This window comes from Pseudomonas sp. Kh14 (assembly GCF_900291005.1).
In the GTDB taxonomy this organism is placed as follows: Bacteria; Pseudomonadota; Gammaproteobacteria; order Pseudomonadales; family Pseudomonadaceae; genus Aquipseudomonas; species Aquipseudomonas alloputida.
In genome coordinates this window covers 40,022-63,153 of record NZ_OLKJ01000007.1, presented here as the reverse complement: position 1 = coordinate 63,153, position 23,132 = coordinate 40,022, and the positions used below count along the sequence as shown (strand labels likewise).

Genomic DNA, 23,132 nt, shown 5'->3' with positions numbered 1-23,132 from the left:
CCGCTCCTACGGCGGGCTGCGCCCGATCACCGATGTGTGCCCACTGTAGGAGCGGGTTTACCCGCGAATACGGTAGCGGCGACAACGGTGAACGGCTGGTGAAAATTGGCCAGCAGGCCCGGCCCTTTCGCGGGTAAACCCGCTCCTACGGCGGGCTGCGCCCGATCACCGATGTGTGCCCACTGTAGGAGCGGGTTTACCCGCGAATACGGTAGCGGCGACAACGGTGAACGGCTGGTGAAAATTGGCCAGCAGGCCCGGCCCTTTCGCGGGTAAACCCGCTCCTACGGCGGGCTGCGCCCGATCACCGATGTGTGCCCACTGTAGGAGCGGGTTTACCCGCGAATACGGTAGCGGCGACAACGGTGAACGGCTGGTGAAAATTGGCCAGCAGGCCCGGCCCTTTCGCGGGTAAACCCGCTCCTACGGCGGGCTGCGCCCGATCACCGATGTGTGCCCACTGTAGGAGCGGGTTTACCCGCGAATACGGTAGCGGCGACAACGGTGAACGGCGGGTGAAAATTGGCCTGCAGGCCCGGCCCTTTCGCGGGTGAACCCGCTCCTACGGCGGGCTGCGCCCGATCACCGATGTGTGCCCACTGTAGGAGCGGGTTTACCCGCGAATACGATAGCGGCGGCGACGGTGAACGGCGGGTGAAAATTGGCCAGCAGGCCCGGCCCTTTCGCGGGTAAACCCGCGCCTACGGGGACAGCACAGTGCTGTGGAAATCCTTTGGAACTGCCCATGAAAAAATTAGCCTGTACCACGATTCTCTGTGCCCCTACATTCCTTCTGGCCGCTGAGCGCGACGACGCCCTAAAGCTCCCCGACGTGCTGATCAGCGCCAGCCGCCAAGTCGAATCGCGTACCGCCACCAGTGCTGCCAATACGGTTTTCACCCGCACCGACATCGACCGCCTGCAACCCTCCAGCGTCACCGACTTGCTCTCCCGCGTGCCGGGCGTGCAAGTGGCACCTACCGGTGGCCGTGGCAGCCTGCCGGGGATCTTTATCCGTGGCACCAAGGCCGCACAAAGCCTGGTGCTGGTCGATGGCGTGCGCATCGCCAACGCCACCTCGGGCGACAGCGGCCTGCAGTTTCTGGACATCGACCAGATCGAGCGCATCGAAGTACTGCGAGGCTCGCGCTCAGCGGTGTACGGCAGCGATGCCATTGGCGGGGTGATCCAGATCTTCACTCGACGCAGCAGTGGCCCCGGCCTGCAGCCACGCCTGCGCATGGCCGCCGGCAGCAACCAGACATTCCAACGCAGCCTGGGGCTTTCTGGCGGCAACGACTCGACCCGCTTCAACCTTGGCGCCAGCCTGGATGAAACTGCCGGCATCGACTCGACCGGGCCATCCTTCGCCAGCGATGGTGACCACGACGCCTACCGCAACAAGGCGTTGAACCTGAGCCTGAGCCACACCTTCGGTGAGCGCTTCGAGGCCGGCTTGAACCTGCTCGACAGCCGTGGTCGCAGCGAGTACGACAACCCGTTCGGCGGCTTCGACCCCGTGACCTTCGAGAGCTTCGGTCAACAACCCTACACCGACTTCAGCGTCAGCAGCCTGGGCAGCTACGTTGACGTTCAGGTCACCGAAACCTGGCACTCACGCCTTGAACTGGCACATAGCGAGAACCGGGACGACAAACGCGACAAGCTCAGCGCTGAGCGCTTCGTGTTCAACACCTACCGCGATCAGGCTACCTGGCAGAACGACCTGGCCCTCGGCGAACGGAACACCGTACTGATCGGTGGCGACTGGTACGAAGACCGCGTACACGGCACTACCGACTTCACTGAGGACAGCCGCTGGAACCGTGCCGTGTTCGCCCAGCACCGCTACCGGGGCGAGCAGTTTTCCACTGAGCTGGGGGTGCGCCATGACCGCAACCAGCAGTTTGGTGGCCAGACCACCTGGAGCGGCAGCCTGACCGTACCGCTGAACGCGAACAACGATGTGCTGCTGTCCTACAGCGAAGGCTTCCGCGCGCCAACGTTCAACGACCTGTATTACCCACAGTTCAGCAACCCGAACCTGGACCCAGAGCACTCCAGAAGCTACGAGCTGCAATGGCGCAGCCAGCTGACTGCAGAGAGCCGCCTGGAGACTTCGCTGTACCGCACCGACCTGCGCGACGCGATCATCTTTGGCCAGGACTCGATACCCCGTAACGTCGCCTCGGCACGAATCAATGGTGTGGAAATGGCGCTGGCGCAGCAGTGGGGCGCCTGGCACAGCCAGCTTGGCCTGGCCCTGATCGACCCACGCGACCGCGACACTGGCCACACCCTCGCCCGCCGCGCCCGCCGCACCTTGAGCCTGGACCTGGACCGAGAGTTCGGGCGTTTCAGCGTGGGTGCCAGCTGGCAGGCGGTCAGCAACAGTTATGACGATGAGGCCAACCGCAACCGCATCGGTGGCTATGGTCTGCTGGGTTTGCGCGGCAGTTGGGCGGCTAGCGACGAACTGAAACTCGAAGCCAAGCTGGATAACCTGCTGGACCGCAGCTACAGCCGCGCCCTTTACAGCTATGAGGGTGCATATCACCCTTACCGCGAAGAGGGCCGCACTGTGCTCTTGAGCATCACCTGGACACCGGCGCTTTAGCGTCCAGCAACGCACACAAGCGGGCGGTGGCTTCGATCATCTGCCCGCTGGGGCGCTCCAGCCCTTTGTCCGGCACCACCAGCAGACGCCCATCAGCAACCGCCCGAATCTGCGGCCAGGCCTTCCAGTTGGCCAGTTGCGCCTCATCAGCTGCCACGATGACCTGCGGATTACGCAGCAGCACGGACTCCACATTCACCTGTGGCGCCGGCTGGCCAAGGTCGGCGAACACATTGCGCGCCCCGCACACGGCCAGGGCGTCGGTCACCACCTGGCGGCCACCGAGCGTGTACAACGGCCGATCCCAGACTTGATAAAACACCTGCAAGGGTTCGTCACGCCGATACTGCTGGCGCAGCTGCTGCAGCCGCTCACGCAGGGCTCGCGCGTATGAATGGCCCTGCTCGGCACGCCCGACACGCTCGGCAATGGCCTCGATCTGCTCGATCAGCTGGCTGATGTCATGGGGTTCGGCGCTGAAGGTGGCGATACCCAGGCGCTTGAGTTGGTCGCGCTGGGCCGGCGGCACGCTGCCTGGCCACAGCAGCAACAGGTCGGGGCGCAGGCTGAGCAGGCGCTCCATGTCCAGTTGCCCTTGGCGCCCGACCGAAGGCAAGTGGCGCAGCGCAGCCGGTCGTTCGCCGCCATCGAGCACGCCCACCAGCAGGTCGTCGGCCTGCAGTTCAAGCATGATCTCGCTCATCGAGGGGGCCAGACTGACGACACGTAGCGGTTCTGCAGCCAGTACGGTGCAGGCTAACAACGCCAGCAGGCCAGGTAGCAGTCGCATCAGCCCAGCTGGCGCGGAATGCGATAGAGGTACAGCACTACGACGGTAGACAATGCGAGGAGGATCTGCGGCACTGCCTCCAGGCCGACCAGCACCGACAATGCGGCGACCCAAGCCGGGAAGCAGGCATACAGCATGGCCATGCGCCGCACCCGCGCCAGTTCGATCCAGGCAGTGGCTTCTTCGCCCGTACCGAGCACCTTTGAGGTGGCAATAAGTGCGCGCTTGTAGGCACCGAAGCGCGGCAGGCTGAGGAACATGGTGGCCGCACCGGCGATGAACAGTGGCATGGCCAACACCGGGATCAGTGCATCACCGCCCCCAAAGGCCCAAGCCATGACTGGCAGCGGCACCAGGCCCACCGCCAGGTACTGCCACCAGGCCAGCGCCAGCCGCCGCTTGACCTCGGCGCGGGTCACGCCTGGGGCACCTCGCCCTGGTGTTCGTTGCCCAGCATGTGGCCCAACTTGCCGGCCTTGGTCGCCAGGTAGTAGCGGTTGTGCGGGTTATGCCCGGTGTGCAGCGGCACACGCTCGGCAACCACGATGTTCATGTCGGTCAGGGCTTTGACCTTGCGCGGATTGTTGGTCATCAGGCGCAGCGACTTGACGCCCAGGTGCTCGAGCATCGGCAGGCATATGGCGTAGTCACGCTGGTCGGCAGCGAAGCCCAGGCGCTCGTTGGCTTCGACGGTGTCGGCGCCGCCATCCTGCAGCTCGTAGGCGCGGATCTTGTTCAGCAAGCCGATGCCACGGCCTTCCTGACGCAGGTACAGCAGCACCCCACGCCCTTCGCGGGCGATGGCCTGCAGCGCGGCTTCCAGCTGCGAGCCGCAGTCGCAACGTTGGCTGAACAGTGCATCGCCGGTCAGACACTCGGAATGCAGGCGCCCCAATACCGGCTGGCCGTCCGCGATATCACCCAGGCTGAGCACCACATGCTCACGGCCTGTGGCTTCGTCGAGAAAGCCATGCATGGTGAAGGTCGCGAAGGGCGTCGGGAGTTTAGAGGCGGCAACAAAGACGACGGGCACGTTGTGCTCCTGGAGTAAGTAGGAAATTTCTCGTGGGCCGATTGTATCAGCAGGTTGGGGAATGTGGGCTGGCTGTATACAGTGGCTTAAGATCGAAAAGTTCGATAATTATTAAAAGCCATCGCTCAAACCCAAGCCCGCTGCCCCAGAGGGCCGCGACAGACCTTGGTGTATACAGCTTTAGTGCGGGTGACTATCCGTGCTGAACGGATAGGGCTGTGTCCAGTGCTCGAAAATCGGCTTCAGTTCGCCGCTACGTATCAGCTCCTTCATACGCTTGTCGAACAGCTCGCACAGAGCCTTGGCCTGGTCGTTACGGGCAAAGGCCAGGTACAACGGCAACTCGGCCACATGGGTACGGCGGAAACGCTCTGGCTGAGAGGTTTGCCCGAGCACATAGTCGACCTCGGTCAGTGCGTCGATGTAGTAATCCACCCGGTCATGCTCGAGCATCGGCAGAATGCCCTCGCGACGCTGGATTTCGCGGAATTCGCGCACATTGGGCAAGTAGCTGCCGTAATCATAACCACGCACCCAGGCCAACCGGTACTTGCCGATGGTCTCCAGGGTAGGCACAGGTTTGCTGGCCAGCCCCAGGGCATAGATATGGTCCATATCGAAGTGCCAGCGCGGGTACAGGTTGTCGTCGTTCTCTTCCTTGTACGAGCCTACCCAGGCATCAGCCTCGCCGCGTTTGACCAGGCCAACCGCCCGGCTGTAGGGCGCGCTCTGGGTAATTACCTCGACACCGGCCGGCTCGAACACTTTGCGCAGCACATCCCAGGCTACCCCGGTACCGTCGGCGTTGGTGTAGTCGAGCCACTCCTCGCTAACCAGATGGATCTGTTTCGGTATGCCCTCGGCAGCCGTCACCCACGGGGCAATACTCAGCAGCATTGCCAGCAGTACAGTCCTTATGGTCATTCACGCACTCCCTGTTTCAGGCAACCGCCCACACCAGAACCTGCATGCCCAGCCAGGCAAACACGCCGGCCAGGATATCGTCGAGCATGATGCCGACGCCCCCGTGCACATGGCGATCGATCCAGCGAATCGGCCACGGCTTGAGGATGTCGAAGAAGCGGAACATCAGGAACCCTGCCAACAGCCACTGCCAGCCCTCCGGCACCAGCCAGAGGGTGATCCACATGCCGACAATCTCGTCCCAGACAATGCCTTCATGGTCGTGTACGCGTAAATCATTGGCAACTTTGCCGCACAACCAGAAGCCAAACAGCATGCTCACGCCGAGCAACAACCAGTAGCCCCAGTCGGGCAGCAACTGCCACAGGGGGATGAACGGTATGGCGACCAGCGAGCCCCAGGTACCCGGGGCCTTGGGCAGAGTGCCGGAACCGAAGCCAAAGGCGATGAAGTGCCACGGGTTGCGCCAGACCGAAGGCGGAACGAACTCCGCAGGCACCTGGTTGGGGTGATCGGTCACGGTCTCTCCCTAAAGTGTTGATAGCCCCGCTGGACGGGGGTTATGTCCTGGCCCTGTGAGTCGCGCAAGGTCACACCCTGCCCTTCGAGCACACGACCAATGATATGTACCTCGATGCAACCGAGGCCAGCCAAGGGCGCCAGCGCTTCGGGCGGCAAGGTGAAGGCCAGTACATAGTCGTCGCCACCGGTGAGTGCTGCCTGCAACGCCGCTTCGCGGCCGAGGAATGCCTCTAAGGCAGGAGACACTGGCACCTGCGCCAGGTTCACCTCCAGCGCCACGCCGGATGCCTTGGCGATATGCCCGCAATCAGCGAGCAGGCCATCGGAAATGTCCAGGGCCGCAGTGGCCTTGCCACGCAGCAGAGCCCCGAGAGTAAGCTGCGGCATCGGTGACCAGTAATGAGCCAGCAGCGGCTCGGCCTGCGCGGCAGGCGCCTCGCGCTCACCCAGCACCAGCGGCAAGGCACCGGCGGCCTTGCCCAGCGAACCACCGACACACAACAGATCACCCGGCCTTGCACCGCTGCGGCGCAAGGCTTGGCCAGCCGGCACGCGGCCGAACACGGTTACGGTGATACTCAAGGGGCCGCGCGTCGTGTCACCACCGATCAGGCTCATGCGGCAACGGTGGGCCATGCGACCAAGGCCGTCGGCATAGGCCGCCAGCCAGTCAGAGCCAACGTCAGGCAGGGTCAATGCGAGGGTGAAGCCGATTGCAGTCGCGCCCATGGCTGCCAGATCACTGGCAGCCACAGCCAACGAACGCTGGCCAAGCAGCAACGGATCGCAGACAGCAGGAAAGTGCACCCCGGCGACCAGGGTGTCGGTCGACACCGCCAGTTGCTCACCGGGGGGAAGGTCCAGCAGGGCGCAGTCGTCGCCGATACCCAGCGCCACGCCCTCGCCGCCCTGCGCACAGGGCGCTGCGGCGAAGTAATGGTTGATCAGCTCGAACTCACCCATGGCCAGGCAGCGCCAGGATCAGCGCTTGTTCGCCTTGACTTCTGCTTCACGCAGCGCAGGTGCGAGCTTGTCCAGTACGCCGTTGACGAACTTGTGGCCGTCAGTGGCACCGAAAACCTTGGCCAGTTCCACACCTTCGTTGATCACGACGCGGTAAGGCACGTCGACGCGTTTGATCAGCTCCCAGGTGGACAGGCGCAGCACGGCCAGCTCGACCGGGTCGAGCTCTTCCAGTGCGATGGTCATGCAAGGCACCAGCGCTTTGTCGATTTCGCCCTTGATTGCCGGGACCCCATGCAGGATCTCGCGGAAATAGGCACCGTCGACATCGGTGAAATCGTTATCCACCCGGAACTGCGCTTCGATCTCGTTCAGCGAATGCTGGGCCATGTGCCACTGGTAGAGGGCCTGGGTCGCGAGCTTGCGGGCTTCGCGGCGCTTGGCGCTCTTGGAGGGCTTGCCGGCATCCGCAGGTTTTGGATCGCGCGGGTTGAAACGATCGCTTTCGTCGCTAATCACTTGGCCTCCAACTGCGCCAGCAGGCTGACCATTTCCAGTGCGGACAGGGCAGCTTCAGCACCTTTGTTGCCGGCTTTGGTGCCAGAACGCTCGATGGCTTGCTCGATGGAGTCGACGGTCAGTACGCCGAAGGCCACCGGAACACCGAACTCCATGGACACCTGGGCCAGGCCCTTGGTGCATTCGCCCGCCACGTATTCGAAGTGCGGGGTACCGCCACGGATCACGGCGCCCAGGGCGATGATCGCGTCGTAGGCGCCTTGCTGGGCGACCTTCTGTGCCACCAGCGGGATCTCGAATGCACCCGGGGCACGGATGATGGTGATGTCGCTTTCGCTGACACCGTGGCGTACCAGGGCATCAACGGCACCGCTTACCAGGCTTTCGACAACGAAGCTGTTGAAGCGGCCAACCACCAAAGCATAGCGACCTTTGGGGGCGATGAAGGTACCTTCGATGGTCTTCAGGGTCATTCCGATATTCTCATCTTCAAGAGCGAGGCCGCATACAAGCGGCCTCGACAGGGGTCTGGACTCGAGCAGAGGGCGTCAATGCCGCCTCAAGTCACTCGGAGGGCACGTATTCTACAACTTCCAGATCGAATCCGGATATCGCGTTGAACTTCATCGGCGAACTCATCAGGCGCATCTTGCGCACACCGAGGTCACGCAGGATCTGCGAACCGGCACCCACAGTGCTGTAGGTAGTCGGTGCTTTGGCCGGTGCATCGCCAGCGCTTTCGCGGATGTGCGCCAGCAGCACGTCGCCGTCCAGCGGGTGCCCCAGCAGCAACACCACGCCACTGCCGGCCTCGGCCACTGCGGCCATGGCCGCGCGCAGGCTCCAGCGGCCGGGCTGCTTGACCAGCAGCAGGTCACGCAGTGGGTCCATATTGTGTACCCGTACCAAGGTCGGCTCTTCGGCGCAGATCTTGCCCAGGGTCAAGGCCATGTGCACGTCGCCTTCGACCGCGTCACGGTAGGTGACCAGGTTGAACTCACCCAGCTCGCTCTCCACCGATTGCTCGGAAACACGCTGCACGGTGCGCTCGTGGATCATGCGGTAGTGGATCAGGTCGGCAATGGTGCCGATCTTCAGGCCGTGCTCGGCGGCGAACACTTCCAGCTCGGCGCGGCGCGACATGGTGCCGTCGTCGTTCATCACTTCGCAGATCACGCCGCTTGGCTCGAAACCGGCCATGCGCGCCAGGTCACAGGCGGCTTCGGTGTGGCCGGCACGCGCCAGCGTACCGCCTGGCTGGGCCATCAGCGGGAAGATGTGACCAGGGCTGACAATGTCTTCGGCCTTGGCGTCCTTGGCAGCGGCAGCCTGCACAGTGCGTGCGCGGTCGGCGGCGGAAATACCGGTGGTGACGCCCTCGGCGGCCTCGATCGACACGGTGAACTTGGTGCCGAAGCCCGAGCCGTTGCGCGGCGCCATCAACGGCAGCTTCAGCGTTTCGCAACGTTCGCGGGTCATCGGCATGCAGATCAGGCCACGGGCGTGCTTGGCCATGAAGTTGATGTGCTCCGGCTGGCAGCATTCGGCCGCCATGATGATGTCGCCTTCGTTCTCGCGGTCTTCGTCATCCATCAGGATGACCATTTTGCCCTGGCGGATGTCTTCGACCAGTTCTTCGATGCTGTTGAGCGCCACGCGGCACCCCCTTCTCAATCAGGATTTCAAGAAGCCATTGGCGGCCAGGAAGCTTTCGGTAATGCCACTGCCCTTGCTCGGCTCGGCGGCCTTGTCACCCAGTAGCAAGCGCTCCAGGTAACGGGCCAGCAGGTCGACCTCAAGGTTAACCCGACGCCCTGCACGGTAATCGGCCATGATGGTTTCGGACAGAGTGTGCGGGACAATGGTCAGCTCGAATTCGGCGCCATTGACCTCATTGACCGTGAGGCTGGTGCCGTCGACGGTGATCGAACCCTTGTGGGCGATGTACTTGGCCAGTTCCTTCGGTGCACGCACGCGGAACTGGATGGCGCGGGCGCTATCGCTGCGCGAAATGATTTCGCCAACCCCGTCGACGTGGCCGCTGACCAGGTGCCCGCCCAGGCGGGTGGTGGGGGTCAGGGCTTTTTCCAGGTTGACCTTGCTGCCGCTCTTGAGGTCGATGAAGGCGGTGCGCTTGAGGGTTTCGACGCTGACATCGGCCCAGAAGCCGTCGCCCGGCAGTTCTACGGCCGTGAGGCATACACCGTTGACCGCGATGCTGTCGCCGAGCTTGACGTCCCCCAGGTCGAGCTTGCCGGTTTCTACGTAGACGCGCACGTCACCACCCTTGGGAGTCAGGCTGCGGATGGTGCCGATGGATTCGATGATGCCGGTGAACATGGGGTCTTCCTCAAAAACGGTTTGCACGGGGCAAGCCCGGCATTATACGCCGGGCGCTGGCAGGGGGATGGCCGTGACCCGCCAGTCATCGCCCACTGCGCGCATTTCGGTAATTTTCAGCCGTGGTGCTTCGCTCATCTTGTCCATCGGCCAGTCCAGCAGCGGCCGGGCCTGAGAGCCGAGGAAGGTGCCAGCGACGAACAGCTGATACTCATCGACCAGACCTTGCCGTGCGAAGGCGCCAACCAGGCCGGCACCGGCTTCCAACAGGATTTCGTTGACGCCGCGGGCGGCCAGGGCGTGGAGCAGCGCCCCCAGGTCGACCTGGCCATTGTCGCCCGGCAAGCTGAGCAATTCGTGGCCGGCAGCGGCATAGCGCGGGTCATCTGCGACAGCAGTCACCACCAGAGCCGGGCCAGCCTGGAAGAACGGCGACGCCAGTGACAGGCGCAGACGGCCATCGACCAGCACGCGCAAGGGTGTGCGGCTAAGAGCCAGGGCAGTAGTTTCGGCATCCAGGCCCAGCTCGGCACCACGCACTGTCATGCGTGCGTTGTCTGCCAGCACGCTGGCGGCGCTGGTCAGCACCACGCTGGAGCGGGCGCGCAAGCGCTGCACGGCTGAGCGGGCGGCCGGGCCGGTGATCCACTGGCTCTCACCACTGGCCATGGCGGTGCGGCCGTCCAGGCTCATGGCCAGCTTGGCGCGAACGAACGGCAGGCCGTGCTCCATGCGCTTGAGGAAGCCTGGGTTGAGGGCGCGGGCCTCGGCTTCGAGCACCCCGCTGGCCACTTCGATTCCGGCTTCGGCCAGGCGCCGCAGGCCCTGCCCCGCCACTTGCGGGTTAGGGTCCTGCATGGCTGCTACTACACGCGCCACGCCGGCCTTGACCAGCGCTTCGGCACACGGCGGCGTACGGCCATGGTGGCTGCATGGCTCCAGGGTGACGTAGGCACAAGCACCGCGGGCAAGTTCACCGGCCTGGCGCAGGGCATGCACTTCGGCATGGGGCTCGCCGGCGCGCACGTGCCAGCCTTCGCCAACCACTTCGCCATCGCGCACGATCACGCAGCCTACGCGCGGGTTCGGGTGGGTGGTGTACAGGCCTTTACGCGCCAGCTCCAGCGCACGGGCCATGTAGTGGGCGTCAAGGATGGCAGCTTGGCTGGGCATGTTCACTCTTTAGCTGGCTCACGGGCCAGGCGGTCGATTTCTTCGCGGAACTCGTCGAGGTCCTGGAAGCGCCGGTACACCGAGGCAAAGCGGATATAGGCCACTTCATCGAGTTTGCGCAACTCGGCCATGACCATTTCACCGACCACCAGCGATTTGACTTCGCGCTCGCCCGTGGCACGCAGCCGGCTCTTGATGTGCGCCAGCGCAGCTTCCAGGCGCTCGACGCTGACCGGACGCTTTTCCAGGGCCCGTTGCATGCCGGCGCGCAGCTTTTCTTCGTCGAAGGGCTGGCGCGTGCCGTCCTGCTTGATCAGCCGGGGCAGCACCAGCTCGGCGGTTTCGAAGGTGGTGAAGCGCTCGCCGCAGGCCACGCATTCACGGCGGCGGCGCACCTGCTCGCCCTCGGCGACGAGGCGAGAGTCGATGACCTTGGTGTCGTTGGCACCGCAAAAGGGACAGTGCATGGTGGCAGGCAACAAAAAAAGGGAGGGCCATGGTAGCGCATTGCACTGGCAAGACAAGCCAAAGGGGTTAACATCCATGGGAAATATGCCCGTGAAGGACTCCCCCATGCACTACCGAGCGCTCGTCGTGCTGTGCTGCGCCGCTCTGCTTGCCGCCTGCGGCAGCAACAGGCCAAAGACCGACAACCCGGTGCCCGCGCCCGCCCCCTCGGCCAAGGCCGAAGTACTGGGCCCGCTGCCGGCCTACCAGCGCGAGCTGAGCGGCACCTTGCTGGAAATCCCGGCGGGTGCCGAGGTGGAACTGGCCTTGCTGGTGATCGACGAACGCGACCGCCCGCAGCGCCTGCTGGCCAGCAGCAACCTGACCGGCACCGGCCAGGCGCTGCCCTACCACCTGCGTTTCAACCCCGAAGCCTTCCCGCCCGGTGCCCGGGTCGAACTGCGTGGCCGCGCCAGCAACTCCGGCCAGCTGATCATGCACCTGCCCCCGGTGCGCATTACCCAGGCACAAACCCAGGCCACCGGCCCGTTGCGTTTCGAGAAGGCGCCTTAAGTGATGCCGCTGGCCCTGCAACAAGCCCTCAGCGGCCTGATCGGCGAAGCGCGCCTGATCGTCAGCGAACTGCCCGACTGTGACCTGAAGCTATGGCTGATCGACGACCAGAATATGGATCGCGCCTTCAGCAGCGAAGAAACCCGGCGCATTCTTGAAGAGCCTCCCTATTGGAGCTTCTGCTGGGCCAGTGGGCTGGCAATGGCCCGCTACCTGGCTGAACGCCCGGAATGGGTGGCAGGCAAGCGCGTGCTGGACTTTGGCGCCGGCTCTGGTATCGCCGGCATTGCTGCTGCACGCGCCGGTGCACGGGAAGTGGTGGCTTGCGACCTCGACCCGCTGGCCCTCGATGCCTGCCGTGCGAATGCAGCACTGAACGGGGTGACATTAAGCTACAGCAGCGATTTCTTTGCCGAGGAAGACCGCTTCGACCTGATCCTGGTTGCCGATGTGCTGTACGACCGCGCCAACCTGCCGCTGCTGGATGCCTTCCTGAGCCGCGGTCGGCAGGCCTTGGTGGCCGACTCGCGGGTACGCGACTTTCGCCACCCGTTGTACCAGCAATTGGGCGTGCTCGAAGCACTGACCCTGCCGGACCTGGCCGAGCCACACGAATTCCGCCGGGTCAGCCTGTACCACGCCAGCCGCGACACCTTATAGTGGAGCCATACACGAGTTTGCGAGAGTCGCGATGACCCAAGACACGCCTTACATTTTCGACGCCACCGATACCAACTTCCAGCAACTGGTGATCGAGAACTCCTTCCACAAGCCGGTGCTGGTGGACTTCTGGGCCGAGTGGTGCGCGCCGTGCAAGGCGCTGATGCCATTGCTGGCAAAGATTGCCGAGGGTTACCAGGGCGAACTGCTGCTGGCCAAGATCAACTGCGATGTCGAGCAACAGGTGGTTGCCCAGTTCGGCATCCGTAGCCTGCCGACAGTGGTGCTGTTCAAGGACGGTCAGCCGGTGGACGGTTTTGCCGGGGCGCAACCGGAGTCGGCGATCCGCGCCATGCTCGAGCCGCATGTACAAATGCCAGCCGCGCCCACCGCCGCGCCACTGGAGCAGGCAAAGGCGCTGTTTGCCGAAAGCCGTTTTGCCGAAACCGAAGCGCTGTTGCAGGCGCTACTGGGTGAGGACAACAGCAATGTCGAGGCGCTGATCCTGTATGCCCGCTGCCTGGCCGAGCGTGGCGAGCTGGGCGAAGCGCAAGTGGTGCTGGATGCGGTCAAGACTGACGAACACAAAGCTGCACTGGCCGGTGCCAAGGCCCAGCTGACCTTCCTGCGCCAGGCTGCCAGCCTGCCGGAAGTGGCTGACCTTAAAAGCCGTCTGGCGCAGAATCCGCAAGACGACGAGGCGGCTTATCAGCTGAGCATTCAGCAACTGGCGCGCCAGCAGTATGAGGCGGCACTGGAGGGGCTGCTGAAGCTGTTCCAGCGTAACCGTGGCTACGAGAACGGGCTGCCGCAGAAGGCGCTGTTGCAGGTGTTCGAGTTGCTGGGTGGCGATCACCCGCTGGTTGGTGTTTATCGTCGCAAGCTGTCGGCGGCGATGTTCTGAGTGACCTTGAAGCCTGCGCTGGACCTGTTGGAGCGGGCATGCCCGCGAAGAAACCGACACAGTGGATGGCACCGGCTCTGCCGGTGTTCGCGGGTAAACCCGCTCCTACAGGCGAGCACGCAGGCTTTTCAGATTTTGAGCAAGACGGGTGCTTCTGCAGGTACCGAGTGACCTTGAAACCTACGCTGGACCTGTGGGAGCGGGCATGCCCGCGAAGGAAGCAACACGGTGGAGGGCACCGGCTCTGCCGGTGTTCGCGGGTAAAACCGCTCCTACAGGCGAGCGCGCAGGCTTGGCTCCAACAGCGAAAACAGCACTCACCCCACCCAGTGATACATCGGCGCATCCACGCCACTTTCTACCTTTACCTCACTGCTGTGCCGCAAGCGCACCAGCAACCGTTTACCCGCCGCCGTACTCCCCGCCAACCCTTCCAGCCGGTCCAGCAATTCCGGCCCGCTCATCTGTCCTGCCAGACGCAACACATCACGCGCCGCAGCCCACTGACCGTCATCTTGGCGCGGCGCGACCACCGCAGCTGTCGCGGCCGCCTGGGCTACCATCGGCACCTCGGTCTGCCGCCCCAGTTGCGCCCACTCTTCAGGCGTCAGCTCGATGGTCAGGTCCACCGGCCAGTCACCAATCTGTCCACGAATTCTCATGATGCATTCCTTGAGCCCAAGTCAATGCAGCCATGCTACCGCAACATGAAACATGCGCCACACAGGCTGGCGGCACGCCGAGAAGTTGTTATAACATAACTCGATCTTTCAGCCCGCTCCGGAGTCGTCCATGCGCCGCCTGCTGCTCGCCCTGCCCTTCGCTTTGCTGCCACTGGCCGTGGCCCATGCTCACGATGACCATGACCATGACCATGATCATGCCCACGGCTCCCTCGGCGCCCACGAGCATGGCGTAGCCAAGCTCAACGCAGTGCTCGATGGCAATACCTTGGAACTGGAACTGGACAGCCCGGCAATGAACCTGGTCGGCTTCGAGCATGCCGCCAGCAGCGATGCCGACAAGGCCAAAGTCGCCGCCGTGCGCCAGCAACTTGAACAACCACTGAAGCTGTTCGGCCTTTCCGCCGCCGCAGGCTGCAAGGAAGACCAGCAGGCACTGGAAAGCCCTCTCTTCGGTGACGCCTCCAAGGCCGACGACGAGGGTGACGAGCACGGCCATCAGCACAGCGACATCGGCGCCCATTATCAGCTGACTTGCGCCAACCCCGACAAACTGACAGAGCTGGACCTGGCGCCGCTGTTCAAGGCCTTCCCCGCCACCCAGAAAATCAACGTGCAACTGATCGGCCCCAATGGCCAGAAAGGCGTGGAAACCACGCCGGCCAAGGCAGCGGTCGCCTTCTGAATGAACCAGCCGTTGATCGATCTGCATGACCTGGTGTTCGCCTGGCCAGGTCACCCGCCGCTGCTGGATATTCCGGCATTGCGCCTGGACGCTGGTGAAGCATTGTTCCTCAAGGGCCCTAGCGGCAGTGGCAAGACGACCTTGCTGGGCCTGCTGGGCGGGGTGAACGTGCCGGTCCAGGGCCGCATCCAGTTGCTCGGTCAGGACCTCGGCAGCCTGAGCCAGGGCGCCCGCGACCGCTTTCGGGTCGATCACACAGGGTATATCTTCCAGCAGTTCAACCTGCTGCCGTTCCTCTCGGTACGTGAAAACGTCGAACTGCCCTGCCGCTTCTCGCGCAGCCGCAAGGCGCGCGCCGAGCAGCGCCATGGCAGTGTTGACCAGGCGGCCAGCACGCTGCTGACCCACCTGGGCCTGGGCGACCCTGCCATGCTCGCCCGCCGCGCCGACAGCCTGTCGATCGGCCAGCAGCAGCGGGTCGCCGCCGCCCGCGCACTGATCGGCCAGCCTGAACTGGTGATTGCCGACGAACCGACCTCGGCACTGGATGCAGACACCCGCGAAGCGTTCATCCGCCTGCTGTTCGATGAGTGCCGGGCCGCCGGTGCCAGCCTGTTGTTCGTCAGCCACGACCAGAGCCTGGCACCGCTGTTCGACCGCCACCTGTCGCTTGCCGAACTGAACCGCGCCGCCAAGCCCCGGGAGGCCTGATGTACCTGCTCCGCCTTGCCTTGGCCAGCCTGGCCAACCGCCGCTTCACTGCGTTTCTGACCGCCTTTGCCATTGCCCTGTCGGTGTGCCTGCTGCTGGCTGTTGAGCGGGTCCGTACCGAAGCCCGTGCCAGCTTCGCCAGCACCATCAGCGGAACCGATCTGATCGTCGGCGCACGCTCCGGCTCGGTGAACCTGCTGCTGTACTCGGTGTTCCGCATTGGCAATGCGACCAATAACATCCGCTGGGACAGCTTCCAGCACTATGCACAGGACCCACGGGTGAAGTGGGCAATCCCGATCTCGCTGGGCGACTCGCACCGTGGCTACAGAGTGATGGGCACCACCACAGATTACTTCAGCCATTACCAGTACGGCCGCCGCCAGCCTCTGCAACTGAGCCAAGGGCGTGAGTTTGCCAACGACCCGTTCGAGGTAGTGCTCGGCGCCGAAGTGGCCGAGGCATTGCACTACAAGCTGGGTGACAAGTTGGTGCTGGCCCACGGCGTGGCCGCAATCAGTCTGGTCAAGCATGACGACAAGCCGTTTACCGTGGTCGGCGTACTCAAGCGCACCGGCACCCCCGTCGACCGCACCTTGCATATCAGCCTGGGCGGCATGGAGGCGATCCATATCGACTGGCACAACGGCGTACCCGCCCGTGGCGCCGGGCGCATCAGCGCCGAACAGGCCCGTACGATGGACCTGCAACCTGCCGCCATCACTGCGTTCATGCTTGGTCTGAACAGCAAGATCGCAACCTTCAGTTTGCAGCGAGAGATCAACGAGTACCGCAGCGAGCCGCTGCTGGCGATCCTGCCAGGGGTCGCCCTGCAGGAGCTGTGGAGCCTGATGGGCACTGCAGAACAGGCATTGTTCGTAGTGTCGCTATTCGTGGTGCTGACCGGTTTGATCGGCATGCTCACGGCGATTCTCACCAGCCTCAACGAACGCCGCCGGGAGATGGCGATCTTGCGTTCGGTCGGGGCCCGGCCTTGGCATATTGCGGGGTTGCTGGTACTGGAAGCACTGTCACTGGCCTCGGTCGGGATCGTGGCCGGGCTTGGCTTGCTATATGCGGGTATCGCCCTGGCACAGGGGTACGTGCAGGCCAACTATGGTTTGTATTTACCACTGGCTCTGCCGAGTCCCCATGAATGGACCTTGCTGGCTATCATCCTGGGGGCCGCGGTGCTGATGGGCAGCGTGCCGGCGTGGCGGGCTTACCGGCAATCGCTGGCCGACGGCCTGTCCATACACCTCTGAGTGCGCGTAATGATCAAACACCTCACCGCCTGCTTCGCGGGCACGCCCGCTCCCACAGGGAGCCCCGCAGGCTTCGGAGCTTGTGCAGTACCTGTGGGAGCGGGCATGCCCGCGAAGAGGCCGGCAATGCACATGCTGCTGGCCCTGCTGTTGCTGGTAGCGATGCCTCTATGGGCCGCCGAACCCAAGGAGCTGGACTGGCCCGCCCTGATCCCCGAAGGTGCCCCGGTCATCCCGCCGCAACTCACCCCGCTGCACGACATGTCACAGCTCAGCAACGCCCTGTCTGCCGAATCCGCCCCACCCGCGCGCCAACAGGCGCCCGACGCGCCGGTGGTAAAAAGCCTCGACGGCCAACAGGTCAAACTACCCGGCTACATCGTGCCACTGGAGGTCAGCGAAGAAGGCCGCACCACCGAATTCCTGCTGGTCCCTTACTATGGCGCGTGCATCCACGTGCCGCCGCCACCGCCGAACCAGATCGTGCACATTTTCAGCGAGATGGGCGTGCGCATCGAAGACCTCTACCAGCCCTACTGGATCGAGGGAAAGATGCAGGTTAGAGCTTCCAGTAGCGAGTTGGCCGACGCCGGCTACCAGATGGAAGCCGAGAAAATCTACGCTTATGAGCTGAGATGAGAACTGTTTCGAATTCGTGAAGACGCTTCTTTGAGCTGGGTCAAACTTTCTGTTTAACCAGCTCCGTACCATTGGACTACTCGATTAATAACGTCCTTTGGGAGCTTCCATGAACAAGTCCTTGCTGGGTGCCTCGCTTGTGGCCCTTGCGCTCGCCGCCCCTGCCGCCCACGCCTATCAGGCGGGGGACATGATCCTGCGCGCAGGCGCCATCACCACCGCCCCGAACGAGAGCAGCGGCGACCTCAAGTTTGACGGTAACAAGGTGTCTGGCACCAAGGCGACCCTGGACAGCGATACCCAGTTGGGCCTGACCTTTGCCTACATGCTCACCGACCACATCGGCCTGGAGCTGCTGGCAGCTACCCCGTTCAAGCACACCGTCGGCGTAAAAGGTCTGGGCGGCGGGCTGGACGGCAAGCTGGCAGACATCAAGCAACTGCCACCGACGCTGTCGCTGCAGTACTACCCAATGGAACCGAATTCGCGCTTCCAGCCGTACGCTGGCGTCGGTATCAACTACACCCTGTTCTTTGACGAAGATTTGAGCAGCGCACGCAAGCAACAAGGCTTCAGCAACCTCAAGCTGCAGGATTCGGTAGGTATCGCCGGCCAACTGGGCATGGACTACATGCTGACCGACAACCTGCTGGTAAACGCCTCGGTCTGGTACGTCGACATCGACACCAAGGCCAGCGTCAACGGCCCGACCGCCCTTGGCTACAGCAAGACCAAGGTCGACGTCGACGTCGACCCTTGGGTATACATGGTCGGCCTTGGCTACAAGTTCTGACCTGAACATTGCAGGGCGGCCTCGGCCGCCCTCGCGCGTTGCAGCCATAGCCAGTAGCACAGTGCGGCGGCACTGATGCCCATGCCAAGCCCACACACCGCAACCCAGCCCCAGTGTGCAAACACCCAGCTCGCCAACACCGCCCCCAAACCGCTGCCCAGCGAATAGCAACACATGTAGGCGCCGATCAAACGGCTAGCCATCGCACCACGCCCGGCCAGCAACAGGCTCTGGTTGGTGACATGCACTGCCTGCACGGCAAAGTCCAGCATCAGCACACCCAGCACGAAGGCCAGCAATGAATGTTCGACGAACGCTGTTGGCAGCCACGATAGCGTCAGCAGGGCCAACGACACCCCGGTCGTACGCTCACCCCGTCCCAGGTCGGCCAGACGACCGGCATGCGAAGCCGCCAGCGTGCCCGCCACACCTGCCAGGCCAAACAGGCCGATCTCGGTATGGCTCAGTGTCAGCGGCGCAGCGCTGAGTGGCATGACCATGGCACTCCACAGCACGCTGAATGCGGCGAAGATCAACACACCGAACACGCCGCGCTGGCGCAGCAACCTGTCGTGCCGATACAGGCTGAACTGGGCCACGATCAGCGCCCGGTAACCCGGCCGGCTCCCCATCGGCTGCCCGCCGGGCAGACTGCGCCACAGCACCAGCGCCAGCAACATCAACAGCCCTGCGGCGACCAGGTACACACTCCGCCAACCGGCCAGGTCGGCCAGCCCGCCCGAAGCCAGCCGTGCCAGCAGAATGCCCAGCACCACACCACTGGTGACAGTGCCTACCGCCTGCCCTTGCTGGCCAGGTGAGGCCAGGCTCGCCGCATGAGCCACCATCACCTGCACCATGACTGCCATCAACCCTGTGATCGCCAGAGCCAGCAGCAATATTGCCCAGTTCGGCGCCATGCCAACGCCGACCAGCGCAAGCGCCGCGAACAGCAACTGGCCAAGCAACAGACGTTTACGGTCGACCAAGTCCCCGAGCGGCACAATCAGTAGCAACCCCAGGGCGTAGCCCGCCTGGGTCGCGCCGACTACCCAGCCAATCTGCTGCTGCGCCACCCCCAACTCAGCAGCCATCGACTCAAGCAGCGGTTGAGCGAAGTACACCGTCGCCACCGCCATTGCGCTGGTGGTGGCAAGCAACAGGGTTATCCAGCGTGTCAGCGAAGGTGTCATCGGGCAAAGCCTCTGGAATCTGGTTTTAATTTGAAACCACATGCTGGCTATTTAGCAAATGTGGTTTTAATCTGCAACCAGATAAACAAGACAGGCTTGCCCCATGCTCGATGAAAAAAATGCGCAGTGCCCCGTGGCCCGGGCTCTGGAGGTGCTGGGTGACCGTTGGGCGCTGATGATCCTGCGCGATGCCTTCGACGGCCTACGGCGTTTCAGTGAATTTCAGAAGAACCTGGGGCTGGCGAAGAACATCCTCACCTCGCGGCTAAAGCTGTTGGTGGAAAGTGGGTTGCTGATGACACAGCCGGCGTCGGATGGCAGTGCCTACAAAGAGTATGTGCTGACCGATAAAGGGCGGTCGGTGTTTCCAGTGGTGGTTGGTTTGAGGCAGTGGGGGGAGCGGTTTCTGTTCGAGGCGGGTGAAGCGCGTTCGGAGCTGGTGGACGGCGTGACGGGGCAGGCGCTTGAGATATTGCAGGTCCGTGGCCAGGATGGGCGGGTTTTACATCCCGAAGATTGCCAGCGCAGAAGGGTGCGGCATGGGTGATGTCAGGGCTGCTGAGCAGCCCCGAGGGGTTCAGCCTTTACCGAGAAGTTTTGCCAGGCCTTCAACCATCGGCGTCACTTGCACAAACTCGAACCGCGCCAACAACCGCTGGTTATCTGCTCGCGAATGGCGGATATCACCCGATCGCGCCGCCGCATAGCTGATCGCTGGCAAGCTCCCCACAACCTTCCCCAGCGCGGCCAGCAACTGGTTCAGTGAGGTCGCCTGGTTCAGCCCGATGTTCACCGCACCTTCCTCGACCTGCGGCTGCTCCAGTGCCTGCACCATCACCTGCACCAGGTCGCCCACATAAAGGAAGTCCCGGGTCTGTTCGCCGTCACCGAACACTGTAATCGGCAAGCCCTGCACAGCACGCTCGCAGAAGATGCTGATCACCCCGGAATACGGTGAGGAAGGGTCCTGCCGTGGCCCGAAGATATTGAAGAAGCGAAACACCACCGGCTCCAGACCATGCTGGCGACGGTAGAAGTCCAGGTACTGCTCACTGGCCAGCTTGTCCACGGCATAAGGGGTCAACGGCGCCTTGGGCGTGTCTTCGGAAATCGACTCCCCTTCACCATTGTTGCCGTACACCGCTGCGCTGGAGGCAAACAGCACCCGGCGCAGGCCATGCACACGCATGGCTTCGCAAACGTTGAGGGTACCGATGAAGTTACTCTGGTGGGTGCGCACCGGGTCTTCGACCGAGGCCTGAACCGACGCTACTGCTGCCAGATGCACCACAGCACGGCAGCCAGCCGCCGCCTGAGTGACCAGCCCTGCATCGGCAACATCACCTTCGATCAGTTCCAGCCGTGGGTGATCGACCTGCAGATTGCTTCGCCGGCCGGTGGAGAAGTCGTCGAGAATGCGTACGGCGTAGCCTTTGTCCAACAACGCATCGCACAGGTGGGAGCCAATGAAGCCGGCACCGCCGGTGATCAGGATGGGGGCGTCAGCCATGGCGGTAGAACCGGTCCAGTAGAGGTGGCAAGCCAGCGCGCCAGGCACGCGGCTTGATACCGAAGGTATGAAGGATTTTCTTGCAGGCCAGTACCGCGTGCTGTGGCTCTTCGCTGGCATCCGGGCGCGCAGCATGGGCCTGCGGCGTGGGGGCCTGAACGGCCAGCTGACGGTATTGACCGGCCTCGGCGAGGATTGCCTGGCCCAGCGCCAGCGGCGTGGTCGCCTCATTGCCGGCGTAATGGTAGGTGCCCCACAGCGGCGCATTGCAATCAAGTTGCTTGAGTACCGACAGGATCACTCGGGCGGCATCATCGACCGGCGTCGGGTTGCCACGTCGATCATCGGCCAGCAGCAGCTCCTGTGGTTGCTCGGCACGGGTCAGGAAGCGGCCCAATGCGCCATCAATGCTCTCGTCCAGCAACCAGCCAAAGCGCAGCAACACATGCTGCGGGCAGGCCGCACGCACGCTCTGCTCGATGCGCCATAGGGCCTGGCCACGCATGCCCAGCGGCACTGGCTCGTCCTTTTCGCTATAGGCCGTGGCCCGCGAACCATCGAACACACGGTAGCTGGATGGCTGCACCAAGGTGATCTGATGGTGCTGGCACAGCTCTGCCAACCGCTCCACCGCCCGCTCCTGTTGGGCCAGGCGCTGCTCGCTGACCGACTCGGCCTGGAACCAGTCGAAGTAGTAGGCCAGGTTGACCAGGGCGTCGGGGCGATGGTCATCGAGCAGCTGAGTGAGGCTTGAGGGCGCCCAGCCGTTCTCGGGCGGGCGCGGTGCCAGGAATGCTATGTCCTCCTCGGCCCCAAGACGAATCAGCGCTTGCCCGAGGGCATTGCCACCACCCAACAGCATTAGGCGCATACGCATAGAGTCAGCAGATCCGGAGAGGTTGATGAGAAAAAAGAGTCATTTTGCGGTTTCCTGCCCGGGAAGTCCAACACCGGACCCGTTCGATGCCACAGGGCGTGATTCCACAGTTTCACCGCTCAATACCGCCACAGACAGAAATTTCCTACGACATACGAGGAATGGGCTGACTACCACGTCACGGCATAACTGCATTGAATAGTCGACTCCCCACTTGCCGGCCAGGGAGTTTCACACAAAAACGACAAGGAACGTTCAATGCCTCATTCGGAAGCTGCCTACCTGGATTTCTACCCAGAACAAAGCCAGGCCATAACCTTTGCAAGCCAGACCCTTGCTGATTTGGGTGGACCGGAGGCTAAAGGAGTAGCACTTCAGGCTCGTATATTCGCCGATCAACTCGAAAAAGCCTTGAGTGAAGAACAGCGTGCGCTCCTACTGCGCTTCAGTGAAGGCCATCTATCTGCCTTGATGTACAGGCAGATGCACTGTGCCAACGAGCCAATACCAGAATACCTACCCGACATTACCGCCCTGGCGCAAAGCCCTCGCTGCCAATACCTTGCCTCGCGCAATCAACTCCTGCTGGAGCTCGTACGCCACCGCAGTTTCGCCTTCGATATCGACAACGATGGCAAACAGGTCCGCCTGGTCGGCAACTTCAAGGGCGGTGGCCGCGTCCCGCGACCCGACGAAGATCCCTGCCTGGAGGTTGAAACCAGCTCGCATGCGGGCTTGCGCTTAGGGCCACACACTGAAGCACCTTACAACTGCTCAACAAACGCCAGCAACGCTCACTCCCCTGCTCCCTCAGCACTGATTCTCACTGCGCGCTGGAACCCAGCCAATGAACCTACGAATGTCTTCCCACTCCGGGAAATCATCGAACGCTTGAGTAGCCTGGACACACTTGCGCTGACTTCAAAGTCTTTCGACTTCACACGCAGTGACTGCTTCGCTCAGGGACAGGGCAGTGCTGGCAAAGCAGTTTCAATGCTGCAGTTCGAGCCCAATGGCGGTTTCTCTGTTCGATACAACAGCTATCGCTTCAGTCTGAATGAACGTGCCTGCAGCGCTGCGGCGCGCGCGTTCAACGCCTTTCAAAAAGCACTGAGCACTGCACAACCGCTGACGTTTGCCCTGCAACCTGACAGTGCATTGTTGATCAACAACAGCCGAGCCTTGCACGGCCGCGACAAGGTCCAGGACAACCGGCGCCTGCTTATCCGTCAATTCGGATACTCCCCCTTCGCCGTACCGTTGGTGCTCGCTGAAGACCCGCTGCTGGTCCGTGGTTGAGCACAGGAAAAT

Annotated in this window: 27 protein-coding genes; 11 read left to right on the top strand and 16 right to left on the bottom strand. The window is 63.0% G+C overall.

All coding sequences use genetic code 11. From position 1 onward, the window contains the following. The first annotated feature begins 745 nt into the window (after positions 1-745). Complete coding sequence (locus tag FQ668_RS01975) at positions 746-2,617, top strand: TonB-dependent receptor (protein ID WP_023389848.1); 1,872 nt, start codon at positions 746-748, stop codon at positions 2,615-2,617. On the opposite strand, the gene FQ668_RS01970 is transcribed toward FQ668_RS01975, so the two are convergent. The 12 genes from FQ668_RS01970 to nrdR all read right to left on the bottom strand — a co-directional run bounded on the left by FQ668_RS01970 (position 2,595) and on the right by nrdR (position 11,348). Next, positions 2,595-3,407 carry a cobalamin-binding protein gene (locus FQ668_RS01970; RefSeq protein ID WP_144179858.1) on the bottom strand — a complete coding sequence of 271 codons (813 nt, stop codon included), beginning with the start codon at positions 3,405-3,407 and terminating at the stop codon, positions 2,595-2,597. The genes FQ668_RS01975 and FQ668_RS01970 overlap by 23 nt on opposite strands. Beyond that, a complete protein-coding gene (locus FQ668_RS01965; protein WP_014589510.1) occupies positions 3,407-3,826 on the bottom strand; it encodes a hypothetical protein in 420 nt (139 codons plus the stop codon). The genes FQ668_RS01970 and FQ668_RS01965 overlap by 1 nt, the downstream gene beginning before the upstream one ends. Continuing rightward, positions 3,823-4,440 (bottom strand): GTP cyclohydrolase II, encoded by a 618-nt coding sequence (gene ribA / locus FQ668_RS01960; RefSeq protein WP_003255389.1) that lies wholly within the window; start codon positions 4,438-4,440, stop codon positions 3,823-3,825. Before ribA ends, FQ668_RS01965 begins: the two co-directional genes overlap by 4 nt. Before the next feature lie 180 nt (positions 4,441-4,620). Continuing rightward, complete coding sequence (locus FQ668_RS01955; protein WP_014589509.1) at positions 4,621-5,364, bottom strand: ABC transporter substrate-binding protein; 744 nt, start codon at positions 5,362-5,364, stop codon at positions 4,621-4,623. 16 nt (positions 5,365-5,380) lie between these two features. After that, positions 5,381-5,884 carry a phosphatidylglycerophosphatase A gene (locus tag FQ668_RS01950; RefSeq protein WP_010951803.1) on the bottom strand — a complete coding sequence of 168 codons (504 nt, stop codon included), beginning with the start codon at positions 5,882-5,884 and terminating at the stop codon, positions 5,381-5,383. Further along, entirely contained in the window at positions 5,881-6,849 is a 969-nt protein-coding gene (thiL, locus tag FQ668_RS01945; RefSeq protein WP_014589508.1) for a thiamine-phosphate kinase, read from the bottom strand. Before thiL ends, FQ668_RS01950 begins: the two co-directional genes overlap by 4 nt. A gap of 18 nt (positions 6,850-6,867) precedes the next feature. Further along, a complete protein-coding gene (gene nusB / locus FQ668_RS01940; protein WP_003255393.1) occupies positions 6,868-7,368 on the bottom strand; it encodes a transcription antitermination factor NusB in 501 nt (166 codons plus the stop codon). Further along, on the bottom strand, positions 7,365-7,841 hold the full coding sequence (gene ribE / locus FQ668_RS01935; RefSeq protein ID WP_003255395.1) for a 6,7-dimethyl-8-ribityllumazine synthase: 477 nt from the start codon (positions 7,839-7,841) through the stop codon (positions 7,365-7,367). Before ribE ends, nusB begins: the two co-directional genes overlap by 4 nt. A gap of 91 nt (positions 7,842-7,932) precedes the next feature. Further along, positions 7,933-9,024: a bifunctional 3,4-dihydroxy-2-butanone-4-phosphate synthase/GTP cyclohydrolase II gene (gene ribBA / locus FQ668_RS01930; RefSeq protein ID WP_003255398.1), complete on the bottom strand. Its 1,092-nt coding sequence runs from the start codon at positions 9,022-9,024 to the stop codon at positions 7,933-7,935. Positions 9,025-9,042: 18 nt separating this feature from the next. Then, a complete protein-coding gene (locus tag FQ668_RS01925) occupies positions 9,043-9,708 on the bottom strand; it encodes a riboflavin synthase (RefSeq protein ID WP_012312508.1) in 666 nt (221 codons plus the stop codon). A gap of 42 nt (positions 9,709-9,750) precedes the next feature. Next, on the bottom strand, positions 9,751-10,881 hold the full coding sequence (ribD, locus tag FQ668_RS01920; protein ID WP_014589507.1) for a bifunctional diaminohydroxyphosphoribosylaminopyrimidine deaminase/5-amino-6-(5-phosphoribosylamino)uracil reductase RibD: 1,131 nt from the start codon (positions 10,879-10,881) through the stop codon (positions 9,751-9,753). 2 nt (positions 10,882-10,883) lie between these two features. Continuing rightward, a complete protein-coding gene (gene nrdR, locus FQ668_RS01915) occupies positions 10,884-11,348 on the bottom strand; it encodes a transcriptional regulator NrdR (protein ID WP_003255402.1) in 465 nt (154 codons plus the stop codon). A gap of 106 nt (positions 11,349-11,454) precedes the next feature. Here nrdR and FQ668_RS01910 point away from each other — a divergent pair, with 106 nt between their 5' ends. The 3 genes from FQ668_RS01910 to trxA are packed head-to-tail and all read left to right on the top strand — an operon-like array spanning position 11,455 to position 13,465. Beyond that, positions 11,455-11,901: a YbaY family lipoprotein gene (locus tag FQ668_RS01910; RefSeq protein WP_014589505.1), complete on the top strand. Its 447-nt coding sequence runs from the start codon at positions 11,455-11,457 to the stop codon at positions 11,899-11,901. Positions 11,902-11,904: 3 nt separating this feature from the next. Further along, the gene (locus tag FQ668_RS01905; protein ID WP_014589504.1) at positions 11,905-12,561 is read left to right on the top strand and encodes a methyltransferase; all 657 of its coding nucleotides are present in this window, start codon (positions 11,905-11,907) and stop codon (positions 12,559-12,561) included. A 31-nt stretch (positions 12,562-12,592) separates the two neighbouring features. Beyond that, entirely contained in the window at positions 12,593-13,465 is an 873-nt protein-coding gene (gene trxA / locus FQ668_RS01900; RefSeq protein ID WP_014589503.1) for a thioredoxin, read from the top strand. Between the two features lie 317 nt (positions 13,466-13,782). Here the strand turns inward: trxA and FQ668_RS01895 are convergent, their stop codons facing one another. Next, positions 13,783-14,127: a hypothetical protein gene (locus FQ668_RS01895; RefSeq protein WP_003255407.1), complete on the bottom strand. Its 345-nt coding sequence runs from the start codon at positions 14,125-14,127 to the stop codon at positions 13,783-13,785. Positions 14,128-14,257: 130 nt separating this feature from the next. Between FQ668_RS01895 and FQ668_RS01890 the strand changes: the two genes are divergently transcribed. The 5 genes from FQ668_RS01890 to FQ668_RS01865 all read left to right on the top strand — a co-directional run bounded on the left by FQ668_RS01890 (position 14,258) and on the right by FQ668_RS01865 (position 18,241). Continuing rightward, the gene (locus tag FQ668_RS01890) at positions 14,258-14,833 is read left to right on the top strand and encodes a DUF2796 domain-containing protein (protein ID WP_019439173.1); all 576 of its coding nucleotides are present in this window, start codon (positions 14,258-14,260) and stop codon (positions 14,831-14,833) included. Further along, positions 14,834-15,544: an ABC transporter ATP-binding protein gene (locus FQ668_RS01885; RefSeq protein WP_010951796.1), complete on the top strand. Its 711-nt coding sequence runs from the start codon at positions 14,834-14,836 to the stop codon at positions 15,542-15,544. Beyond that, on the top strand, positions 15,544-16,809 hold the full coding sequence (locus FQ668_RS01880; protein ID WP_019439172.1) for an ABC transporter permease: 1,266 nt from the start codon (positions 15,544-15,546) through the stop codon (positions 16,807-16,809). Before FQ668_RS01885 ends, FQ668_RS01880 begins: the two co-directional genes overlap by 1 nt. 126 nt (positions 16,810-16,935) lie before the next feature. Then, positions 16,936-17,448, top strand: coding sequence for a DUF3299 domain-containing protein (locus FQ668_RS01870; RefSeq protein ID WP_014589499.1), 513 nt, complete (start codon positions 16,936-16,938; stop codon positions 17,446-17,448). A 109-nt stretch (positions 17,449-17,557) separates the two neighbouring features. After that, a complete protein-coding gene (locus FQ668_RS01865) occupies positions 17,558-18,241 on the top strand; it encodes an OmpW family protein (RefSeq protein ID WP_014589498.1) in 684 nt (227 codons plus the stop codon). On the opposite strand, the gene FQ668_RS01860 is transcribed toward FQ668_RS01865, so the two are convergent. After that, the gene (locus FQ668_RS01860; protein ID WP_014589497.1) at positions 18,229-19,434 is read right to left on the bottom strand and encodes an MFS transporter; all 1,206 of its coding nucleotides are present in this window, start codon (positions 19,432-19,434) and stop codon (positions 18,229-18,231) included. The two genes, FQ668_RS01865 and FQ668_RS01860, sit on opposite strands and share 13 nt — an antisense overlap. A 103-nt stretch (positions 19,435-19,537) precedes the next feature. On the opposite strand from FQ668_RS01860, the gene FQ668_RS01855 reads away from it, so the two are divergent. Continuing rightward, on the top strand, positions 19,538-19,981 hold the full coding sequence (locus FQ668_RS01855) for a helix-turn-helix domain-containing protein (protein ID WP_014589496.1): 444 nt from the start codon (positions 19,538-19,540) through the stop codon (positions 19,979-19,981). Positions 19,982-20,011: 30 nt separating this feature from the next. Here FQ668_RS01855 and FQ668_RS01850 read toward each other — a convergent pair whose 3' ends face one another. Together FQ668_RS01850 and FQ668_RS01845 are read right to left on the bottom strand one after the other, a co-directional pair. Beyond that, the gene (locus FQ668_RS01850) at positions 20,012-20,944 is read right to left on the bottom strand and encodes an NAD-dependent epimerase/dehydratase family protein (RefSeq protein ID WP_014589495.1); all 933 of its coding nucleotides are present in this window, start codon (positions 20,942-20,944) and stop codon (positions 20,012-20,014) included. Then, the gene (locus FQ668_RS01845; protein ID WP_019439170.1) at positions 20,937-21,821 is read right to left on the bottom strand and encodes a sugar nucleotide-binding protein; all 885 of its coding nucleotides are present in this window, start codon (positions 21,819-21,821) and stop codon (positions 20,937-20,939) included. Before FQ668_RS01845 ends, FQ668_RS01850 begins: the two co-directional genes overlap by 8 nt. A 258-nt stretch (positions 21,822-22,079) precedes the next feature. Here FQ668_RS01845 and FQ668_RS01840 point away from each other — a divergent pair, with 258 nt between their 5' ends. Further along, positions 22,080-23,120 carry a TauD/TfdA family dioxygenase gene (locus FQ668_RS01840; RefSeq protein WP_076402483.1) on the top strand — a complete coding sequence of 347 codons (1,041 nt, stop codon included), beginning with the start codon at positions 22,080-22,082 and terminating at the stop codon, positions 23,118-23,120. Positions 23,121-23,132 lie beyond the last annotated feature (12 nt).